Genomic DNA, 20,704 nt, shown 5'->3' with positions numbered 1-20,704 from the left:
CTGGAGCGGGGCGTGCTCCGGACGGCGCTACTCGGGGGTGAGGGCCAGGACGGCGAGGTCGTCGGCGAGGAGGCCGGCGTACTCGTGGACGTCCTGGGCGAGGAAGGAGACCAGGCGGTCGGGTGCGGTGCTGCCGAGGGCGGCGAGCCGTGGGGCGAGGGGGTAGAAGGCGCCGGCGGCGTCGCGGGCCTCGCTGACGCCGTCGGTGTAGAGCAGCACGGTGTGGCCCGGGGGCAGGGCGACGGTGGTCGGCTTGGCGGGTTCGTCCTCGGGGCCGAGGTGGCCGAGGCCGAGCGGGAGCTCGTCGGCGCAGGACACCGGGGCGATGGTGCCCCTGGTGAGCAGCAGCGGGGTGGTGTGGCCGCGGTTGACGATCTCCACGCAGTCGGTGCCCGCGCGGTACTGGAGCAGGACGGCGGTGACGAACAGCTCGTCGTCGCCGCGGTCGGCCGCGTCGCGCAGCACCGCGCGGTCCAGCTGGTCGGCGAGCTCGACCAGGCCCGGGGTGTCGTGGGCGGCCGCCCGGAAGGCGCCGAGCACGTCGGCGACGGTGCGGACCGCGCCGAGGCCCTTGCCGCGGACGTCGCCGAGCAGCACCCGGACCCCGAAGCGGGTGTCGCACACCTCGTAGAGGTCCCCGCCGACCAGCACCTCGGCCTGGGCCGGGCGGTACAGCCCGGCCACCCGCAGGCCGCCGGCCCGCTCCGGGACCGGGCGCAGCACGGTGCGCTGGAGGGTCTCGGCGACCGTACGGGCGTGCAGCAGGTTGCGGTTCTGCCGGGTGCGCTGCCAGGACAGGGCGGTGCCCATCACGCCGGACAGGGCGGTGGCGATGTAGACCCAGACGTGGTGCTGCTCGTTGATGTGGCCCGCCCGCAGGGCCAGCAGCAGCTGGAGGGTCAGCGCGCCGCCCGTGGTGGCGGCGGTCAGCGCCGGGCCGTAGCTGAACGCGGCCACCACCGGCAGGGCGGTCAGTAGGAAGCCGGCGGCGACCGCGTCCGGGACGACGGCCTCCGCGGTCAGGTCCAGGACCAGCAGGATGACCGGCAGCCACGGCACCCAGCGCGGCACCCGGGGCTTCGCGACCGCGAGCTGCGGCGGGCGGGGTGCTGACACGGCGAGGACCTCCTGGCTGGCCGGCTCCGGTCATTCGCCAGGAATGACCGGATTCGTCCCTCCATGCTCCTCTACGGACGGCCAGGTCACGAACGGCCGAACGTCCCGGTTTTCCGGACCGGACCGCGGGCCGGATCGACGGCGGGCGGTCACCGCACCGTCACCGGCAGCGTCTCGTAACCCCGCAGCACCAGACGGTCACGCCTGGTCGGGACGCCGCCGGGGGCGAGCCGGGGGAAACGGTCCAGCAGGGCCGACACCGCGACCTCGCCCTCCAGCCGGGCCAGCTGGTAGCCCAGGCAGAAGTGCTGGCCGCCGCCGAAGCTCAGCGGCTGGCTGTCGGTGCGGTGCGGGTCGAACACCCCGGGGCGGTCGTACCGGGCCGGGTCGTGGTTGGCCGCGCCGAGCAGCAGGGTCAGCCCGCTGCCGGACGGGACCGGCAGCCCCTCGACGGCCAGGCCCTCGTCGAGGGCGACCCGCGCGGTGGCCTGCACCGGGGAGTCGAAGCGCAGCACCTCGTCGGTGAACCCGGCCGGGGTGACGGCGCCGCCGCGCAGCTCGGCGGCCGCCCCGGGGTGGCGGAACAGCAGGGCGAGGCCGTTGCCCAGCAGGTTGGTGGTGGTCTCGAAGCCGGCCACCAGCAGCAGCACCAGGTTGGCCAGCAGCTCGGGGCCGGACAGCCGCTCGCCGTCCGCGACGGCGATCCGGGCGAGGTCGCTGACCAGGTCGTCCTGCGGGCGGGCCAGGCGCTCGGCGACCAGCTCGACGAAGTACCCGGACAGCTCGTCGGCGGCCCGGTCGGCCGCGTCCAGGTCGTCGAGGTCCTGGATGATCTCCAGTGCGACGGTCAGGTCGGCGGCGAGGTCGCGGAAGCGGTAGCGGTCCCGCTCCGGGACGCCGAGCAGCTCGCAGATCACCCCGACCGGCAGCCGGAAGGCGAAGGCGTCCATGAAGTCCACCGGGGAGCCGTCGGCGCCCCGCTCGGCCAGCTCGTCCAGCAGCCGGGCGACGGCCGCCGCCACGGCCGGGCGCAGCGCGGCGACCCGCCGGGCGGTGAACACCGAGGCGATCAGCGAGCGGACCCGGAGCTGGTCGGGGGCGTTGCGCTGGAGGATCGAGCGGCCGAACAGGGCGAGCGAGGAGTGCCCGGCGAACTCGGGGGCGACGCCGGCCATCATGTCGGCGGTCGCCACCCCGAAGGCGGGGGTGCGCAGCACCCGGTTGACCGCCGCGTACCCGCTCACCAGGAACATCCCGTCCCCGGCCGGGACCACCGGGCCGAGCTCGTGCGCCCTGGCGTAGAGCGGGTACGGGTCGGCCCTGACCTCCGTGGTCATCAGCTGCTCGATGATCGCCTCGCCGTCCATGCGGTGCTCCCCTCCGACGGCTCCGCCGTCCCGGTTCCCTGGTTCCTGAACCACGGGCGGGCGCGGCGGAGTTCCCGACGGAAGGGGGTCGGGCCGGGGCCCGGTCCGGTCGGTGCCGCCGGGTCGGCGCGCGGCTCCCCCGGCCGCCGTCCGGGCGGCGCCGCCGTTCCACACCCGGCGGGAATCGTCGGACACGCCTTAGGCTGGTCGGCATGGAGATCTGGATCAACCCGCGTTGCGGCAAGTGCCGCGCGGCCCTCACCGGGCTGAACGCCGCCGGGATGCAGTACACCGTGCGGCGCTACCTGGAGGACCCGCCGAGCGTGGCCGAGCTGGAGCAGGTGCTGGAGCGCCTGGGCCTGGAACCGTGGGACATCACCCGCATCGACGAGCAGATCGCCAAGGACCTGGGGATGCGGGCGTGGCCGCGGGAGGCGGGCGACCGGGAGCGTTGGATCGCGGCGATGGCCGAGCACCCGGTGCTGATCCAGCGCCCGATCATCACCGCGGACGACGGGCACGCGATCGTGGCCCGGACCCCCGAGGCGCTCAAGTCCGTTCTGCCGTAAGGCCCGCGCGGCGCGCGGTCGGCCGGACCGGGCCGGTCAGTGGAGCCGGATCTGTTCCACCGGCCGGCCCGGGTGCCAGTTGAGGACCCACAGGGCCTCCTCCTCCAGCGCGGTGTGCACCACCTGCCGGAGGTCCAGCCGGAAGAGGTGGAACGGGGTGGGCGGCGGCTCGGGCAGGTCGGCGGCGAAGGCGGCGAGCTCGCTCTCGTCGGTGACCTCCACGGCGCGACCGGCCAGCTTGGAGTCCCCGCCGGCCATGGTCTCGTCCCCCGGATGGGCGTGCAGCGCGAAGCGGGCGTCCCGCTGGAGGTCGCGGGCCTTGACCGCGCCGTACATCGACCCGATCCAGGCGTCGGCACCGACGAAGTCGACCTCGGTGCCGCTCACCCGGGGCGAGCCGTCCTTGCGCAGCGTCGCCAGGACGTGGTGCTTGTTCGCCTCGAACCGGGCCCGTACCAGGGCGGCGAGTTCGGGTGCCTCCTGCTCGAAGTCCTGCCAGGTTGCCATGGCGCCAGTGTGACACCGGGCACGGACAGCCGCCGGGCGGGCGGCGGCCCTCGGGAGGGGCGGTGTCAGTGGCCGGTGCCACACTGGCCGGGTGACCACCACGACCTCCACGACCACGTACATCGCCTTCCTGCGGGCCATCAACGTCGGTGGCCGGACGGTGAAGATGGAGCGGCTGCGGGCGCTCTTCGCCGAACTGGGCCTGGGGAACGTCCGCTCGTACATCCAGAGCGGGAACGTCTTCTTCAGCACGGACGAACCGGACCGGGCCGCGCTGACCGCACGGATCGAGGCGCACCTGGAGCAGGAGCTCGGCTATCCGGTGCCGGTGCTGCTGCGGACGGTCGACGAGGTGGCCGAGCTGCTCGCCGCCGAACCGTTCCGGGGTGTCGAGGTGACGCCGGACGTCCGGCTGGTGATCGCCTTCCTCTCCGAGCCGCTGCCGGCCGAGCTGGCCGTGCCGCACCGCTCGGCGAAGGGCGACGTCGAGGTGCTCGGCGCCGATCCGGGGGCCGCCTACATCGTGGTGCACCTCCAGGACGGCAAGTGGGTCACCAAGGAGATGTTCGGCAAGCAGTACCGCGGGGCGGTGACCTCCCGGTTCCTGCACACCACGGTGAAGATCCTGGCGGCCGCCCGGAAGGGCTGAACGCCCGACCGGGCACCCGGCCGAACGCCCGGCCGAACACCCGTCCGCCGGCTGGAACCGCGCGGGTGGGGCGGGCGTCTGTCGCTCAGTGAGGTACGAACCAAGCGCCGGGGCACCGCGTGATCTGGACAGTCGGAGCCGGGCGATCCGACAATCGGGCCATGACGCAGCCTGAGTTCCCCACCGGCCACGTCCGGCCCTCCGACGCCGAACGGGACCAGGCCCTCGGACTGCTCCGGGACGGCGCGGGCAGCGGCCGGCTGTCGTACGACACCTTCCTCGGCCGGATGGACGTCGTCCTCCAGGCCACCAGCCGCGCCGAGTTGGACGCGGCGGTGGCCGGGCTGCCCACCGGCGGGCCGGTCGAGCGCTTCGTGCTGCGGACGGTCGGCCGGGTGTCGGGCTTCGGCGCCCGGCTGAACCGGGCCTGGCGGGCCGAGCGGCTGCCCGGGCTGAGCCTGCCGCAGGCCGGGGCACGGCTGTTGACGATCGGACGGATCCCCGGCTCGGGGCTGCGGCTGCACGACGCCTCGGTCTCCCGGCACCACGCCGAGCTGCGGCACGAGAACGGCGGCTGGGTGCTGTACGACCTCGGGTCGACCAACGGCACCCATGTGAACGGGCGGCGGATCGCGGGCGGGATCCCGGTGCGGCCGGGCGACCAGGTGCGGTTCGGGAACCTGGAGTTCCGGCTCTCCCCGCACTGACCGCGACGGCGCCCCGCCCGCGGTCCCGTGCGCGGAGGGTCAGTGCGGGAACGGCCGGGGTGGGCGCCGACGGGGCAGTTCGTCCCGGAACTCCTCGATCACGGTGGCGATCTGCCGGGTCTGCACGGTGTGCTCCAGCCGTTCCAGGTAGCGGTTCTCGGCGGCCAGCGCCTCGACCGTGACGCCGAAGTAGAGCGTCATCAGCGGATTGACGAACAGCTCGTTGTCCTTGGTCCGCTCGGTGAACCGCACGTCGCCGAACTCGCCGCGCAGCGCCGCCGCGACCGAACCGTTGACGATGCTGGGGTGCGTGGGGAAGGCCGCCCGGGCGTGCTCGACGGCGTCCAGGTAGAGCGCGCCCTCGCGGCTGCCGCGCGGGATGGAGAAGGCGCCGAGGTAGCCGCCGGCCCGGTCGATCGCGGCGAGGTTCTCCAGCACCAGGCCGTGGCTGACTCCGTGGTGGGCGTCGATGCCGAACCCCAGGCAGGCGACCAGCCGTTCGGGCACCTCGGTGAGCCCCGCCACCGCGGCCAGGCTGGCCATGTCCTCCTCGGGGGTGCCGAGTCCGGCCTCGTCGCCGCGCATCAGGATGTCGGTGCCGCCGTCCACCAGCAGGATCGCGTCCACGCCCAGGTGGGCGACGAGCCTGCGGTAGGCGGCGCGCAGCGGGCGGACGCCCACCGTGGGGAAGGCCCACACGGTGTCGGGCATGCCGTGCAGCCGCAGCCAGCGGGCCAGCGTGCGCTCCGGGAAGTAGCCCTCGGGGGCTTCGGTGTCCGGCCCGATCCTGGCCACGTCCGGCTCCTGCCAGACCTCGCCGGGCAGGCCGTAGAGGTGGGTGAAGGAGAGGTTGGCCAGGTGCACCTCCTTGCCCGCGGCGCGCAGGGCGAGGGCGATCGGGAGCCCGGCGTACACGTCGAAGCCGCCGCCGGCTCCGGCGACCAGGATGCGCTCGGCGGCCAGCAGCCGGGTGAGCAACGGGGGTTGCAGCAGAGAGATCACCGGCGGACGGTAGCGCACCGGCGCGGAGCGCGCGCCGGAATTGTCAGTGCTGGGTGCGAGGATGCGGACATGACCCAGGAGACGGCGCTCACCCCCGACGTGCTGCTCGAAGCCCAGGAGCGGGCTCGCGAGCTGATCCGGTGCGGCTTCCAGGAGCCGGACGAGATAGCCGAGTCCCTGGTCGAGGTCCTCGACGACCAGGGGCTGACGCAGGAGGAGGCGGAGCGGATCGTCGCTCCGCTGTGGACCGAGCGGTTGGCCGAGCAGGCCGACTGGCCGGAGTTCACGGACGTGGACAGGCTGGAGGAGGCCTTCGACCTGTTGGAGGATCAGGGCATCGTCGCGGCGATGGACTTCACCTGCTGCGCCGGGTGCGGGTACGCGGAGATCGGCGGCGAGGCCGAGGAGGACTCGCGGGGCTTCGTCTTCTTCCACCAGCAGGACACCGAGGCCGCCGTGGCCGGACGCGGACTGATGCTGCGCTACGGCGGTTTCCGTACCGGGGAGGAGTCGGAGGAGGTGTCGGAGCGGCGGACGGTGGAGATCGGGCGGGCCGTGGTGGCCGCGGTGGAGACGGTCGGGCTGCCGGTGGAGTGGGACGGGTCGCCGCACACCGCGATCCGGGTCGCTCCGCTGGAGTGGCTCAACCGGCTGCCGGAGTAGCGGACGTCGCCCTTCGACGCCAGGCGCCCGGCGCCCGGGCATATGTCAGCCGCACATGCCACGCGCGTAGATCGACGACCGCGAAAAGCGCTCGGTGGTCACTCGGCCAGGCTTCCCCGGCCGCTGTCCGCCGTGCCGCCCGTCGGTCCCCACAGCGGCGCGGTGCAGCGCTGGTAGGTCGCCTGCCAGTGCGGCCAGTTGCGGGCCACGTCGTCGTCGCACTCGGCCAGCAGCCGCTCGACCAGCTCCGGGGCGACCCCGTCCAGCAGCCAGGCCAGCGCGTCGGCCGTGCCCGGGCCGTCCGCCGAGCGCAGCAGGTCGAGCAGTTCGGCGAGCCCGCCGAGCCGGGAGGTGTCGGGGACCACCCGGTCCATCCGGGGCAGCAACTGCCGCTCCTCGATCCGCAGGTGGGTCTCCAGCCGGGCCGCCAGGTCCTCCATCGCGTACGCGACCGGCCAGGCGCTGCCGGTGTCCCGGCTGGCGATCCGGACCAGCGTGGTGACCCGGGTGAAGGAGTGGTCCAGGTTGTGGTGGTCGGCCTCCAGCCAGTTGAGCAGCAGCCGCAGCTCGGGGGCGAAGCGCCGCACGATCGGCCAGATCCGGGTGTCCTGCTGCTCGTGGTGGCAGGTCAGCATCGCGGTCATGAAGGTCCAGTGCCGCAGCAGTGCCTCGCCCTTGTCCTCCTCGTCGGGCTGGAGCAGTCGCAGCGCGTTGGGGAGCCGGGCGAGGTCCCGGCGGATGGCGGCGTGCACCAGCCGCAGTCCGGCGAACCGGGCGGTGACCGGCTCCTCGTCCATGGCCGGCCCGTACGTGTCCCGGGGGTCGACTCCGGGCGCCGCCTGGGCGGGGACGGAGACGGCGGGCGGGGGCAGCAGGTGGATCGGCATGACACTCTTTTCACGACGGGGCGAGGCGGACGGGGCGGCCGGTGAGGACCGCCCCATCCAAGGTGCCCGCAGTCGATCAGAAGCGAATCAATGTCCGATTGACGCGCAGGTCACGGGCCTGCGCGCAGCTGCGACGCCCGCCTCGGCGACCGCCCGCGACGCCCGCCCCGACCACCGCCCCCGACCACCGCCCCCGACAACCGCCGCCGGGTACGACGGAAGCCCTCCCGCCAGGTGGGCGGGAGGGCTCCCGGGTGCCGCTAGGGGTGCCGCTCGGGGTCCTGCTCGGGTCAGTCCGAGGCCGGGCCCTCCAGGTTGGTGGAGAGCCACTGCAGGGTGTCCGGGATCATCTTCTTGAAGTCCGAGGTGAGGTGCTTGCCACCGGGCTGCTCGTAGTACTGGATGGTCACCGGAGCGACGGCCTTGGCGACCCAGCTCTTGACCACGTCCTTCTCGTAGCCGTTGGCCCCGCCCGCGGTGACGTACATCTTGACGTCGGCCTTGCCCTGGGTGATCAGCAGGTTGGGGTTGTTGGCCGCCTTCTCGGCGTCGTGGCCCTTCCACAGCCCGGAGTCCGGGATGAAGTACCCGTCGATCGGCACCGCGGCCTTGTAGACGTCCGGGTACTGCAGTGCCATCTTGGCGCTGCAGAAGCCGCCGGTGGAGGCGCCCATCACGCCCCAGCTGTCCCGGCCCTTCAGGGTGCGGAAGTTGGCGCGCACCCAGGCCGGGATGTCCTCGGCCATCCAGGTGCCCATCTTGGGCTGGCCCGGGATGTCGGAGCAGTCCAGCGCGTTCTTCTCGTCGCTGTTGAAGTTCTGCACCGGCATGATCATGATGAACGGGTGGGCCTTGCCCTGCTTGGCCAGCTGCTCATCCACCTCCTGGATCGGCAGCTGGTTGTCGGTCCAGGTGTTGTAGCCGTTGCTCTGGCCGCCCGCGTAGAGGGTCAGCACCGGGAAGCCGGTCTTGGCGAACTTGGGGTCGTTGTACTCGGGCGGCAGCCAGACCCAGACCTGACCGGTGACGCCGGACTTCGCGCCGGCCACCTTGGTCATCATGATCGGACCGGCGCCGGTGTCCCGGACCTTCTTCAGGTCGGCGGCCGGGCCGGTCGGCATCATCACCTTGCCGTTGGCCGGGGTGGGCGGCTGCTCGGCGGAGGGCGTCCCGGCGGCGCCGCTGCCGCCCGCGGTCGGGCTGCCGGTGGTCGCCACCGGGCTCCCGTCGGCCGAGGAGCCGTTCCCCTTCCCGCCGTCGGAGCCTCCGCAGGCCGCGAGCGAGGCGGCCAGGGTGAGCACGGCGGCGCCGGTCAGGACGGCACGGGAACGGGACGACTGCCTAAGCACGGTGAGGACTCTCCGACCGATGTCGCGCCCGGCGGTGGGACCGGGCGGCGGCCCCCCGGTGGGGCCGGACAGGCTCGGGGCGCGGCGCTGTGCGTCCCCGGAGCGGCTGGTGCACCGCCCCTCGCGGAAGCGCACCTTCCTGCGATCTTATGACGTGGCCCGGGGTCGGCCGGTTGCGAGGTGGCCACCGGAAATCCAATGTTTGTTCGCGATCAGGTAAAGGCCCGCACCACCACCGTCGGACGGCGGGGGCCGGACGGCGGGGGCCACAGTGGCCGACCGGCCCGGCCGCCCGGATTTTGGGCGCTTTGACCAGTGACGGCGGGCCGCACATCCGGAACGATCGCCTCAGCACGCCCCCGGCGCCGTCCGGGCGGAACGTGACCGTACCGGTACCGACCCCACGAGGAGAGCGCCATGCCCGAGCAGATCGCCGTCGTCACCGGAGCCGGGAGCGGCGTCGGCCGGGCCGTCGCGGTCGAGCTGGCCGCGGCCGGCTGGCGGACGGTGCTGGCCGGGCGCCGGGCCGGACAGCTGGAGGAGACGGCCGCGCTCTGCGCCGTCCCGGGTTCCGCCCCCGCCGAGGTGGTGCCGACCGACGTCACCGACCCGGCCGCGGTGGACGCGCTGTTCGCGACGGCCGTCGAGCGGTGCGGCCGCGTTGATCTGTTGTTCAACAACGCCGGGACCTTCGGCCCGGCCGTCCCGGTGGAGGAGCTGTCCGTCGAGGACTGGCGCGCGGTGGTCGACCTCAACCTGACCGGCGCCTTCCTGTGCGCCCGGGCCGCCTTCCGGCAGATGCGGGCCCAGGACCCGCAGGGCGGCCGGATCATCAACAACGGCTCGATCTCCGCGCACGTCCCGCGCCCGCACTCGATCGCCTACACCGCGACCAAGCACGCCGTCACCGGCCTGACCAAGTCGCTGTCGCTGGACGGCCGGCCGTACCGGATCGCCTGCGGGCAGATCGACATCGGCAACGCGGCGACCGACATGACGGCCGCGATGGGCGCGGGGGTGCGGCAGGCGGACGGCCGGATCGCGCCCGAGCCGACCATGGACGTCGCGGACGTGGCGCGCACCGTCCGGCACATGGCGGCGCTGCCGCTGGAGGCCAATGTGCAGTTCGCCACGGTGATGGCGACGGCCATGCCGTACATCGGGCGGGGCTGAGGGCTGGGCTGAGGACGGGGGACCCCCGTCAGCCCACGGCTGACGGGGGTCCGCGACGGGCGGCGACGGGCCTCACGGCCGCCAGGTGTCGTTCAGGGTGACGTTCCCCGAGGCCGGCACGGTCGCCGTCCGGTTGGCGCCGGACTCCCAGGTCACCGCCCCGCTCGCGTCCTTGCGCAGGTACTTGTACTGGAACGGGGTGCCGGCCGGCAACGAGAGCGCGAGCGACCAGACCGGGTAGCCGGCCGAGGACAGCGGCAGCGCCTTGGCCGGGTCCCAGCCGCCGAGTGCCGGGGCGTCGCCCACCAGGTAGATGTTCTGCCCGGGCACGGTGGTCGCGTTGACGTTGAAGGAGGCGCCGGAGACGGTCGTCCCGGGCTGGACGTACAGCGCGACCGCGTCGCCCGCGCCGACCGTCGCGGTGAACTGCCCGTTGGCGCCGACCTGGTAGGTCGGGCCGGTGCAGCCGCCGCCGGGCTGGGGGTCACCGTGCTGGACGTCGCAGTACGTCCCGGCGGGCAGCCCGGTCTGGAAGGTCTGCGTGATCGCGCCGCTCTCGTGGTTGATCGCGACGTAGCCCCGGTTGCCGCGGCCGAAGGCGATCGCGTTGTTGCCGTTGGACCACCAGTCGGTCACCCCGGTGCCCGCGACCGCGTTGCGGAAGCCGACCATGTTGGCGATCTGCCGCCAGGCGTGGGTGCAGTTCCAGCCGTCCTGGTAGCAGGCGTTGACGGTGCCGCCGTTGGGCGGGCCGTCGTCGTTGTTGGTGAAGGCGTAGCCGGAGTAGACGTTGGGCGAGCCGTAGGTCGAGGCCAGCAGGAAGACGTTGGCCAGCGTGTAGGTGTTGCCGTAGGTGTAGTTGAGGGTGGAGCCGTTGCGCTCGGTGTCCCAGTTGTCGACGAAGCTGCGCGCCTGGCTGCTCGGCAGGTAGCCCCAGGAGGCGCCCCAGCCGCTGAGGTTGGCGAGCTTGTCGCTGGTGAAGACGCGCTTGAGGTCGGTGCCGACCCGGAACTCGTCGACGTCGCCGTTGCCGGTGTACTCGCTCGGCTGGATCGGTTCGCCGGCGCCGTAGATGACCTCCTGCACCCAGTAGGCGTTGGGGTTGGCCATCTTGGCCTTGATGGCGGCGAGTTCGGTGGCGGCGATGTGCTTGGCGGCGTCGATCCGGTAGCCGTCCACGCCCAGTGAGCCCAGGTCGTCCAGGTAGTGGGCGATGGTGGTCTGGACGTAGCTGCTGCCGGTGTCCAGGTCGGCGAGGTTGACCAGCTCGCAGTCCTGCACGTTGGTGCGGTCCTGGTAGTTGGTGATCGGCTGGCGGCAGGTGTGGAAGTCCTGGTCCTGGTACGTGCCCGGGTAGTTGTACTTGGTGTACACCGTGCCGCCGGTGCCGGTGCCGGAGCCCGCCGTCATGTGGTTGATCACGGTGTCGGCGATCACCTTGACGCCGGCCGCGTGGCAGGTGTCGACCATGTTCTTGAAGGAGGTCCGGTCGCCGAGCCGGCCGGCGATCCGGTAGCTGACCGGCTGGTACGAGGTCCACCACTGCGGGCCCTGGATGTGCTCCTGGGGCGGCGAGACCTCGACGAAGCCGTAGCCCTTGGGGCCGAGGGTGGTGGTGCAGGCCTGGGCGACCGAGTCGAAGCGCCACTCGAAGAGGGTGGCGGTGACGTCCTTGCCGTTGTTGGCGGGCGGTACGGCCTGGGCGGTGGGGGTGCCCAGGGCGGTGCCGAGCGAGAGCGCGAGCGCCGCCGCGGCGGCGAGCGCGCCGGCCGTGCGGGCGGACCGGCGGGTGGGGGTGGTGACCACGTCGTCTCCATGGGGGTGGCTGGTGCGGGGCAGCCGAGGGATCCTGCATGAGGTTTCTGAAACTTGCCGGAAACTTGCAGAGAACCTAGAGCCATGGAATGACACCGTCAAGACAGGCGGTGAAACGTTTCCTCATCGGTACGGGAAGCGGTGCGAGAGGCAGCAAGGGAGGCGGTACGGGAAGCGGTGCGGACCGGCGCCGGACACGCCACAGGCCCGGCGGCCGAAGCCGCCGGGCCTGCTTGCCGGTCCCGTCTACCAGTCCTGTCTACCGGACCTGCCTACCGGACCTGCCTACCGACCGGGTGTCAGCCGGTCTGGATGGAGGTGTCGTCGATCACGAAGCTGGTCTGCAGCGAGGCGTCCTCGGTGCCGGTGAACTTCAGGGTGACCGTCTGGCCCGCGTACGCCGACAGGTCGAAGGTGCGCTGCTGGTAGCCGGCCGCGGCGTCCACGTTGGAGTAGGTCTTCAACGTGGTCCCGTTCACCGCGACGGTCAGCTTGTCGTACGCCGTCGAACCCGTCTCCGCGGTGTCGATGTGCAGCCAGAAGCTCAGCGTCGCCTTGCAGCCCGCCGGGATGGTCACCGTCTGGGACAGCGTGTCCGTGTGGGCGCTGCCGTAGCCGTCCAGGTAGGCCTTCCAGCTGCCGCCGTGGGCCGGCTCGGAGGTGCTGTTGTCGATCACACCGGACGACGCCGTCCAGGGCGACGCCGTACCCGTCTCGAAGCCCGGGTTGCCCAGCAGCTGGGCCGGGGTGCAGGAACCGCCGCCACCACCGGTGACCGTCCAGGTGAAGCTGGTGGTCCCGGACTTGCCGGCCGAGTCCTTCACCGTGACCGTCACGTTGGAGCTGCCCGCGGCGGTCGGCGAGCCGGTGATCACACCGGTGTTGGCGTTGATGGCCAGGCCGGCCGGCAGGCCGCTGGCCGAGTAGGACAGCGGGGCCGTCCCGCCCGAGGCCTTGATCTGCAGGTTGACCGAACCGCCCACCGCGGTGGACTGGTTGCCCGGGCTGGTGACGCTGACCCCGCCCGGGTTGGGCAGCGAGCCGACGTTGACGGCGGCCCAGGCGGTGGCGACCGCGTTGTACTCGGCGCTGTTGGCGCCGTACAGGTCGGTGGCCGCGTTCAGGGTCGCGGTGCGGGCGGCGGCGTAGTTGGTGGTGGAGGTCATGTAGGCGGTCAGCGCCTTGTACCAGACCTGCAGCGCCTTGTCCCGGCCGATGCCCGTGACGGTGATGTTGTTGGCCGTCGGGCTGTTGTAGTTGAAGCCGTTGATGGTCTTCGCGCCGCTGCCCTCGGACAGCAGGTAGAAGAAGTGGTTGGCGACGCCGGACGAGTAGTGCACGTCCAGGTTGCCGACGCCCGAGTACCAGGAGTCGGCCGAGGTGCCGTCCTTGGAGGGCTTGTCCATGTAGCGCAGCGGCGTGCCGTTGCCGTTCAGGTTGATCAGCTCGCCGATCCAGTAGTTCGGCGGGTTGGAGGGCAGGTTGGCGTACCACTCGACGCCGGTGCCCATGATGTCGGAGGTGGCCTCGTTGAGGCCGCCGGACTCTCCCGAGTAGTTCAGGTTGGCGGTGGCCGAGGTGACGCCGTGGCTCATCTCGTGGCCGGAGACGTCGATCTCGGTGAGCGGGTGGGTGTCGCCGCTGCCGTCGCCGTAGGTCATGCAGAAGCAGCTGTCGTCCCAGAAGGCGTTGACGTAGCCGGTGTCGTAGTGCACCCGGCTCATCGCGCCGACGCCGTCGTTCTTGATGCCGGTGCGGCCGAAGGTGTTCTTGTAGAAGTCCCAGGTGGCGGCGGCACCGTACTGGGCGTCGACGGCCGCGGACTCGCGGTTGCTGGCCTGGCCGTTGCCCCAGGTGTCGGAGGACTTGGAGAACAGCGTGCCGTTGCCGGAGGTGCCGTTGGCCATGTCGGTGGTGTACTGGCCGCCGCGGCTGGCGTCCTTGAGCGAGTAGGTCGAGCCGCTCTGGGTGGTGGTCAGCGGGACGGTGCCGACGAACACGCCGGTGCCGGTGCCGCGCTTGATGCCGTCCGCCTTGCTGAGCACGGCACCGGTCTTGGCGTCGGTGACGACGTGCAGCTTGCTCGGGGTGCCGTCGGACTCGCGGCCGTTGACCACGGTCTCCCAGGCGAGCTTCGGGGTGCCCTCGGCGGCCCAGACGACCAGTCGGGGGGCGCCGTCGACGGAGCCCTGCTCGGCGGCCAGCGCGGCCTCCTTGGCCTTCGGGGCGGCCACGGCCGGGGTGGTGTCCACGCCGGCGAGGGCGGCCTCGCTGGCCTTGGTCACGCTCTTGGTGGCGCCGGCCGCGTCCTGGTGGACGATCAGGTCGCCGCCGAGGACGGGCAGTCCGGCGTAGGTGCGCTCGTACCGCAGGTGCCGGCCGCCGTTGGCGTCCTGGACGACGTCCTTGGTGACCAGCTGCTCCTTGCCATCCAGGCCGAGCGCCTGGGCGAGCGAGGTGGTCTGCTGGTTGGCCGAGGCGATCAGCGCGGCCCGGCTCGCCTGTTGGGAGGCGACGGCGGTCGGCGCGTCCGGGGCCGCCTGCGCGATCACCGGTATGCCGGTGACCAGCAGTGCGGTGGTGGCGGCCAGGACGACCGCCGCCTTCCGGACGTGAGCGTGACGTGACATGCGGACTCCTTTTCCGACCGGCCGGCCGAGGGGATCAACCCCGGCGTGCGCGGTGGGAGAGAACCTGGGCCGCGGTTGCGGCGCAGTGGGGGCCCCCGCCGGGTGCGACGGGGGTGCGATTGCTGGCTCACGAGTCGTGCAGGGTTCGTTGCAGGTCGGGACGCGCTGCACCTGAACTGGAGCAGCTGCACCGGGGGGTGGGGCCCCCTCGTCTGCAGCCGGAGGAATCGTGGCAGTAAACGCGGCGCTAATGACAGATGCATGCCACCGATTGGCCGATTATTTACCGAAACCGTATGCAGCGCCTTCCACCTGTTGTGTTACGTCATGACGAAGTCTTGAACACGGTTTTCATGCCCCCGGCAAAGTTCGATCACCACCGGACGTGACTGACCAGGGCGCCGGGTCGCCGCCCGCCCCACCGGGCCCCGGACAGCGCCGCACCCCGAGGGCACATCACACTTCCGGCCGTGCCACCACCGTGTTCCGGCCATAGTGCGCCCGGAACGGAACCGGGCCCCGCACCGCCCGAACGGCGGTGCGGGGCCGGGAGTCGGGCTGCGGCGGAATCAACCCTGCACGAACACCGCCACGGTGCGACCCGGCACGGTGAAGGTGCCGGTGGCGCCGTCGAATCCGGACCGCTTCACCACCTGGTCCACCCCGCCCGCCTGGACCGGGTGCAGCGCCTGGCTCGTCCCCTTCAGCGCGGCCACCGTCTGGGTCTGCGCGGTGGGCGTGGCGTTGAAGACCACGGTGACGCCCCGCTCCGCCCCGGCCAGCCCGGTGCCGTCCAGGTGCAGGGTGATCACCCCGGGCGTCTCACCGGGCGTACCGGAGAGCGGGTAGGACAGCCGCTGCTGGACGGCGGCCAGGGTGGGCAGCGAGAACAGCGGCGAGGACTGCTTGATCCGCAGGAACTCCTGGAACTGCGCCGTGGTCGCCCGGATGTCGGCCGCGCCGACCGTCAACCGCGGGTCGGCCAGCAGGGTCCGCGCGGTGGGCCAGAGCTCCTGGTTGTCCTTGGCCATCGGCAGGCCGCGACCCCAGCCGTTGCCCTGGACGGCCCCTGTCGATGGATCGGGCCAGTGGATCGCGTTGAACCAGTCCCCCGAGTCGTAGGAGTTGGAGTCGAGCGACTTGGAGCGCAGCAGGTCGCTGCCGGCCTGGGCGAAGCCCGCGCCCTGGGTGAGCGCGGTCAGCGACAGCCCGAGCGCCTGCATCCGGGCCCGGTCGGCGGGCGCGGTGGTGGTCGGCAGCTTGTACGCGAGGGCGTCGAACAGGTCGGTGTTGTCGTGGGCGTCCACGTACTCCACCGCCTCGCCCGGCTTGGCCGCGTAGCCGGTCGGGGCGCCGTTGTAGTCGACCTGGGCGCCGGTGACGGCCTTGCCGGAGCTGTCGGTGAAGGAGTAGCCGGCCAGGTTGCCGGTCAGCCCGACCTTCAGCTGGTCCATCTGGTGCAACAGCCGGGCCTTCTGCTCCTCCGGACTGCCGTTCGCCGCCGAGCCGTTGGGATCGGTGTACAGGCCGGAGGCGAAGCCCTGCTGGGGCGCGGAGCTCAGCATGAAGTTGCCGCCGCGGGCGGCGTCGCGGATCCGGTCGTCGAAGGTGGCGATGCCGGTGCCGGCCATGTTGGCCTGGGTGGCCTGCTCGAACCGGGCGTTGTTCGCGACGGTGCCGAAGTTCCAGCCCTCGCCGTAGAGGAAGACGTTCTTGCCGTCCACGCCGTCGGAGGCCGGGGTCATCTTCCGCAGCGCGGCCTGCACGTCCAGCATGGTGGACTTCGGGTCCAGGCCCATCAGGTCGAAGCGGAAGCCGTCGACCTGGTACTCCCGGGCCCACAGGCTCACCGAGTCGACCACCAGCCGGTTCATCATGGCGTGCTCGGGCGCGGTGTCGGCGCAGCAACTGTCCGCGGTCACCTTGCCGTTGGCGTCGAGCCGCTGGTAGTAGCCGGGCACCACCCGGTCCAGCACCGAGTGGTCGTCCTGGCCGCTGGCGGCGGTGTGGTTGTAGACCACGTCCAGCACCACCCGCAGCCCGGCCGCGTGCAGCGCCTGGACCATCCGCCGGAACTGCACGGTGCGCGCCGTCCCGGTGGCGTCGGTGGCGTACGTCCCCTCCGGCACGTTGTAGTGCAGCGGGTCGTAGCCCCAGTTGTAGCCGTCGTCGGCGGCGACGGCGGCCACGCACTCCTGCTGCTTCGGACCGTTCGCCGGAAGGGACTTGAGGTCGCAGGGCGGCAGCTTCCAGCCCGCCTTGTCCTTGGGGATCGAGGCGATGTCGAAGGTCGGCAGCAGGTGGACGGTGGTCACCCCGGCCTTGGCGAGGTCCCGCAGGTGCCGCATCCCGGCCGAGTCGGACTCGGTGAACGCCTGGTAGGTGCCGCGCTCGGCGGCCGGGACGGTGTCGTCCTCCACCGAGAAGTCCCGGACGTGCAGTTCCTGGATCTGCTCCTTCGCCGGCGGGACGGCCGCCGGGCGGGTCTGGTCGTCCCAGCCCGCGGGCTTCAGCTCCTTGGCGTCCAGGTCGGCGACCAGGCTGCGCCTGGAGTCGGCGGACAGCGCCACCGAGTACGGGTCGGTGACGGTGTTGACCACCAGCCGCTGCACCGAGGGCGCCCAGACCTTCACCTGGTACAGGTAGTACTTGCCGTCCAACTCCCGCTTGTCACGGACGAGTTCCCACACTCCGGTCTCGTCGTCCAGCTTCAGCGGCAGCGTCCTCGGGGTCCCCCCGGTGGCGCTGTCGAAGACCTGGACGGACACCTGCTGGGCGGTCGGCGCCCAGAGCGAGAGGGCGACCTTGCCGTCGTAGTAGGCCGGGCCGAAGTCCACCTTCCCGGTGCGGCCGGCGTACAGGTCGTCCAGCACGCCCGGGGTCTGCACCCCGGTGCCGGCCAGCACCGCGCCGCTGGGCAGGTGTTCGGTGAACAGCAGCTGGCTGCGCAGCGCGGCCGGGACGCGGGCGGTGTCCCGGGCGTCCACGGTGAAGGCCCGGTAGCCGCTCAGGTGCGGGTACTTGGCCTTCTGGGCGTCGGTCAGTCCGCCCGGGGCGGGGGTGAGCCGGATCCACCGGCCGGGCTTGGTCAGCACGCCCTTGTCGGCACGGATGCCGCCCTCGGGGTCGTAGACCAGCTGGGCGCTGGTGCCGCCGGCCAGGGCCTGGTCCGTGGCACCGTAGTTCGCCGGGACGACGACGGTCCTCGCGTCGATCCACTGGGCCTTGGCGCCGGAGAGGTCCAACTGCGCGGAGGCGGCGGGGTTCTGCGGCAGCAGGTAGCCCTCACGGCCGCCCAGGATCCACACCTCCCTGCCGTTGACGGCGAAGTCCAGCGACTGGTCGGCGGGCAGGTCCTTGTCGTTGCCGTTGTGCAGGATATAGCTGAGGCTGGTCGCCCCGGGGGCGAGCGGCACCTCGAAGACGGCGCCGAAGGCGTCCCGGCGCACCGGCAGCAGCGGCTTGCCCCAGTCGGTGGGGGTGGCGGCGCCGGTCCAGTCGTGCAGGCCCCAGCCGTCGTAGGCGCCGTCGGCCCGGTTGTAGTGGATGACGGCGGTGTTCGGGGGTTGGGTGTTCGCCGGGCCGGGGTTCGCGGTGCGGACGGTCGGGTCGCCCTGCTTCAGCCAGACCTCGCCGGTGGCGCCGAGGTCGAGGTGGCGGTCGGCGTCCACGTCCTTGACGCCGTTCCGCTCCACGACGAAGCCGACGTCCGAGGCACCGGGCTTGAGCCGCACGTACGCGAAGGCGCCGTACGCGTCGCGCCCGATGAAGGGGTGCCCGGCGGGCCACTGGGTGCCCTCGCCGTCGGCGAGGTCGCCCCAGGCGTAGAGGTTCCAGCCGTCGTAGTCGCCGTCCGGCCGGTTGTAGTGGACGACGGCGTACGGGCGGGCGCCGGCGGTGGGCACCGGCTTCGGCGCGGGGGTGCCGGTGGTGAAGCTCGCGGTGGCGGAGCGCAGGTGGCCGCTGGAGTCCTGGACGACGGCCTTGTAGCGCACCACCGTGCCGGGGGCGACGGCGCCCAGGTCCTGGGTGACGGCGTACTTCCCGGTGTCGGCCGTGCCCAGCGTCCGCCAGGGCCCGTTGCCGATCTGGGCGGCGAAGCTCACCCGGTCGAAGCCGCCGCCGTCCGTCCTGGCGCCCACCGTCACGAGGCCGGTGGACCCGTCCGCGGGCGGCTGCACGGACAGCTGCGGCGCCGCCGCGACCGGGGCGAGCCGGCCGCCCGCCTTGAACACCACGGAGGACAGCGCCGGGACGGTGACGGTCACCTTGCGGTCGCCGCCGCTGGTGACCCGCTCCCCCGCCGCCGGGTATATCCGGTCGAAGCCCATGCCCGCCGAGAAGGTGTCCAGGGTGACGGTCTTCGCCTCGGTGGCGTTGTTGACCGCCGCCAGGTACTCGACCTGCTGCCCGGCGTCGATCCGGGAGAAGGCGTAGACGCCCGGTCCGTCGGCGGCGTAGCGCTCGATCTGCGCGCCGTCGGCCAGTGCCGGGTTGTCGTGGCGCAGCTTGGCCAGGCCGGCGATGCCCTGGTAGAGCCGGCCGTCCTGCCCGTACCGGTCGGCCGACCCGGAGGGGCCGCCGAGCACCCGGTCGGCGTTGTAGGAGGCGGTCCTGGAGGCGAACATGTCCTGCCGGGCGTCCTTGTCGCCGCCCGCGCCGGTGAAGCCCTGCTCGTCGCCGTAGTAGACGACGGGCTGGCCGCGGGTGAGGAACTGCAGCTCGGTGCCGAGCCGGTCCTTCTTCAGCAGGGTGGCGTCGTCGGCGCCCGGGTTGTCGGCGAGCAGGAAGGAGCCGAAGCGGCCCATGTCGTGGTTGCCGAGGAAGGTGGGCAGCTCGTAGGCGTCGGTGTCGGCGCCGGTGTAGCGGTAGTCCTGGCCGTAGACGTCGGCGAGGTTCTTCGCCGAGCCGCCCTGGGAGACGTAGGAGCGGGCCGCGCCCTGGAACGGGAAGTCCAGGGTGGCCTGGAGCCGGCCCTTGGTGACGTAGGGCGAGGTGACGGCGGGGTCGCCGGAGTAGACCTCGCCGAACATGAAGAACTTCCTGTTGCCCTGCTTGGCGGCGAAGTCCTTGAGCGCGGGGGCCCACTGCTGCCAGAAGGCCATGTCGACGTGCTTGACGGTGTCGATCCGGAAGCCGTCCACCCCGGTGTCCTCGACCCACTGCTGGTAGACCTGCTCGAAGCCCTTCACCACCCGGGGGTTCTGGGTGTCGAGGTCGTCGAGGCCGTTGAAGTCGCCCTCGGTGGCGGATTCGCCGACGAAGGTGGAGTCGCCCCGGTTGTGGTAGAGCGCCGGGTCGTTGAGCCAGGACGGGTTCTTGGCCTTGGCGTCGGCCGGGGTGCGGAAGACCGGGGTGTAGGGGAAGGAGTTCTTGGTGATCTTCGGCCAGGGCGCTCCGGCGTCGGCGACCGCGGTCTCGTCGACCGGGTTGCCGTCGGCGTCGAGGGTCGGGTAGGCGCCGGTCGAGCGGTAGCCGTGCTGCTGCTCGGCGTAGTCGATGACGTCGGCGGTGTGGTTGGTGATGACGTCGAAGAAGACCTTGATGCCGCGCGCGTGCGCCTTGGCTATCAGCTCCTTGAGCTGCTCGTTGGTGCCGAAGTGCGGGTCGACCTGGGTGAAGTCGGTGATCCAGTAGCCGTGGTAGCCGGCCGACGCTTCGGCGCCGCTGCCCTGCACCGGCTTGTTCTTGAAGATCGGGGCCATCCAGATCGCGGTGGTGCCGAGGTCCTGGATGTAGTCGAGCTTCTGGATCAGGCCGGCCAGGTCGCCGCCGTGGTAGAAGCCCTTGTCGGTCGGGTCGAAGCCGTTGTCCAGCCGTCCGCCGGTGATGCCGCCGGTGTCATTGGCGGTGTCGCCGTTGGCGAAGCGGTCGGGCAGGACGAAGTAGAACTGTTCGCGGGTGAGGTCGTGCCGCCCGGCGGTGGCCGCCAGGGCGGCATCCGAGGGCGGGGCCGGCGGGGCGGCGGCGAGGGCCGCGGGGGCGCCGCCGAGGGTGGCGGCGGTCAGCGCGGCGGCCAGCAGGACGGCCGTGCGGCCGGGTCTGCGGCGGGGACGGCTCCGCCGGGGGCGGAGCGCGACATCGGTCACTGAGGGGCTCCCTTAGGGGAAGGGGCGATCGATTTCCCAGGAAGCTAGCGGCCTGCAATATGTTTCAGCAAGATGCAGAAACGGTTTCGGGCCGGGAAATTCCTGGCCGGCGGCCGTCCCGAGGACCCCGGTTACGCCCTGACGGCGGAGCGCGTGACAATGGAACGTATGTCCGTCCCAC

The 20,704-nt window shown here is 72.2% G+C and carries 14 protein-coding genes; 5 read left to right on the top strand and 9 right to left on the bottom strand.

Annotated features, from left to right (window positions below):
* Window positions 1-27: 27 nt before the first annotated feature.
* Both ACIP4P_RS14055 and ACIP4P_RS14050 read right to left on the bottom strand, forming a co-directional pair.
* A complete protein-coding gene (locus ACIP4P_RS14055; protein ID WP_400917677.1) occupies window positions 28-1,116 on the bottom strand; it encodes a PP2C family protein-serine/threonine phosphatase in 1,089 nt (362 codons plus the stop codon).
* Between the two features lie 149 nt (window positions 1,117-1,265).
* Window positions 1,266-2,483 carry a cytochrome P450 gene (locus ACIP4P_RS14050; RefSeq protein ID WP_400917675.1) on the bottom strand — a complete coding sequence of 406 codons (1,218 nt, stop codon included), beginning with the start codon at window positions 2,481-2,483 and terminating at the stop codon, window positions 1,266-1,268.
* Between the two features lie 212 nt (window positions 2,484-2,695).
* Between ACIP4P_RS14050 and ACIP4P_RS14045 the strand changes: the two genes are divergently transcribed.
* Complete coding sequence (locus ACIP4P_RS14045) at window positions 2,696-3,052, top strand: ArsC/Spx/MgsR family protein (RefSeq protein WP_350518824.1); 357 nt, start codon at window positions 2,696-2,698, stop codon at window positions 3,050-3,052.
* Between the two features lie 36 nt (window positions 3,053-3,088).
* Here ACIP4P_RS14045 and ACIP4P_RS14040 read toward each other — a convergent pair whose 3' ends face one another.
* Entirely contained in the window at window positions 3,089-3,559 is a 471-nt protein-coding gene (locus ACIP4P_RS14040) for a pyridoxamine 5'-phosphate oxidase family protein (RefSeq protein WP_350518825.1), read from the bottom strand.
* 91 nt (window positions 3,560-3,650) lie between these two features.
* Between ACIP4P_RS14040 and ACIP4P_RS14035 the strand changes: the two genes are divergently transcribed.
* Both ACIP4P_RS14035 and ACIP4P_RS14030 read left to right on the top strand, forming a co-directional pair.
* Complete coding sequence (locus ACIP4P_RS14035; protein ID WP_400917673.1) at window positions 3,651-4,208, top strand: DUF1697 domain-containing protein; 558 nt, start codon at window positions 3,651-3,653, stop codon at window positions 4,206-4,208.
* Window positions 4,209-4,369: 161 nt separating this feature from the next.
* Window positions 4,370-4,915 (top strand): FHA domain-containing protein, encoded by a 546-nt coding sequence (locus ACIP4P_RS14030; RefSeq protein WP_400917671.1) that lies wholly within the window; start codon window positions 4,370-4,372, stop codon window positions 4,913-4,915.
* A gap of 39 nt (window positions 4,916-4,954) precedes the next feature.
* On the opposite strand, the gene ACIP4P_RS14025 is transcribed toward ACIP4P_RS14030, so the two are convergent.
* The gene (locus tag ACIP4P_RS14025; protein ID WP_400917669.1) at window positions 4,955-5,917 is read right to left on the bottom strand and encodes a DUF1152 domain-containing protein; all 963 of its coding nucleotides are present in this window, start codon (window positions 5,915-5,917) and stop codon (window positions 4,955-4,957) included.
* A 69-nt stretch (window positions 5,918-5,986) separates the two neighbouring features.
* Here ACIP4P_RS14025 and ACIP4P_RS14020 point away from each other — a divergent pair, with 69 nt between their 5' ends.
* Window positions 5,987-6,580 (top strand): DUF6891 domain-containing protein, encoded by a 594-nt coding sequence (locus ACIP4P_RS14020; protein WP_350518829.1) that lies wholly within the window; start codon window positions 5,987-5,989, stop codon window positions 6,578-6,580.
* Window positions 6,581-6,678: 98 nt separating this feature from the next.
* Here the strand turns inward: ACIP4P_RS14020 and ACIP4P_RS14015 are convergent, their stop codons facing one another.
* Both ACIP4P_RS14015 and ACIP4P_RS14010 read right to left on the bottom strand, forming a co-directional pair.
* Entirely contained in the window at window positions 6,679-7,467 is a 789-nt protein-coding gene (locus ACIP4P_RS14015) for a hemerythrin domain-containing protein (RefSeq protein ID WP_400917667.1), read from the bottom strand.
* A gap of 290 nt (window positions 7,468-7,757) precedes the next feature.
* Window positions 7,758-8,816: an alpha/beta hydrolase gene (locus ACIP4P_RS14010; protein WP_400917665.1), complete on the bottom strand. Its 1,059-nt coding sequence runs from the start codon at window positions 8,814-8,816 to the stop codon at window positions 7,758-7,760.
* Between the two features lie 417 nt (window positions 8,817-9,233).
* Here ACIP4P_RS14010 and ACIP4P_RS14005 point away from each other — a divergent pair, with 417 nt between their 5' ends.
* Window positions 9,234-9,989 carry an SDR family oxidoreductase gene (locus ACIP4P_RS14005; protein WP_400917663.1) on the top strand — a complete coding sequence of 252 codons (756 nt, stop codon included), beginning with the start codon at window positions 9,234-9,236 and terminating at the stop codon, window positions 9,987-9,989.
* A gap of 72 nt (window positions 9,990-10,061) precedes the next feature.
* Here the strand turns inward: ACIP4P_RS14005 and ACIP4P_RS14000 are convergent, their stop codons facing one another.
* The 3 genes from ACIP4P_RS14000 to pulA all read right to left on the bottom strand — a co-directional run bounded on the left by ACIP4P_RS14000 (window position 10,062) and on the right by pulA (window position 20,523).
* Window positions 10,062-11,795 carry a carbohydrate-binding module family 20 domain-containing protein gene (locus tag ACIP4P_RS14000; protein WP_400917661.1) on the bottom strand — a complete coding sequence of 578 codons (1,734 nt, stop codon included), beginning with the start codon at window positions 11,793-11,795 and terminating at the stop codon, window positions 10,062-10,064.
* A 308-nt stretch (window positions 11,796-12,103) separates the two neighbouring features.
* Window positions 12,104-14,434 carry a M4 family metallopeptidase gene (locus ACIP4P_RS13995; protein ID WP_400917659.1) on the bottom strand — a complete coding sequence of 777 codons (2,331 nt, stop codon included), beginning with the start codon at window positions 14,432-14,434 and terminating at the stop codon, window positions 12,104-12,106.
* Between the two features lie 569 nt (window positions 14,435-15,003).
* A complete protein-coding gene (gene pulA, locus ACIP4P_RS13990) occupies window positions 15,004-20,523 on the bottom strand; it encodes a pullulanase-type alpha-1,6-glucosidase (protein WP_400917657.1) in 5,520 nt (1,839 codons plus the stop codon).
* Window positions 20,524-20,704: the final 181 nt, after the last annotated feature.

Source organism: Kitasatospora sp. NPDC089509 (assembly GCF_044749365.1).
Taxonomy (GTDB): Bacteria; Actinomycetota; Actinomycetes; order Streptomycetales; family Streptomycetaceae; genus Kitasatospora.
Note: the sequence above shows the minus strand (reverse complement) of the source record. Positions and strands in the feature narration are given on the sequence as shown.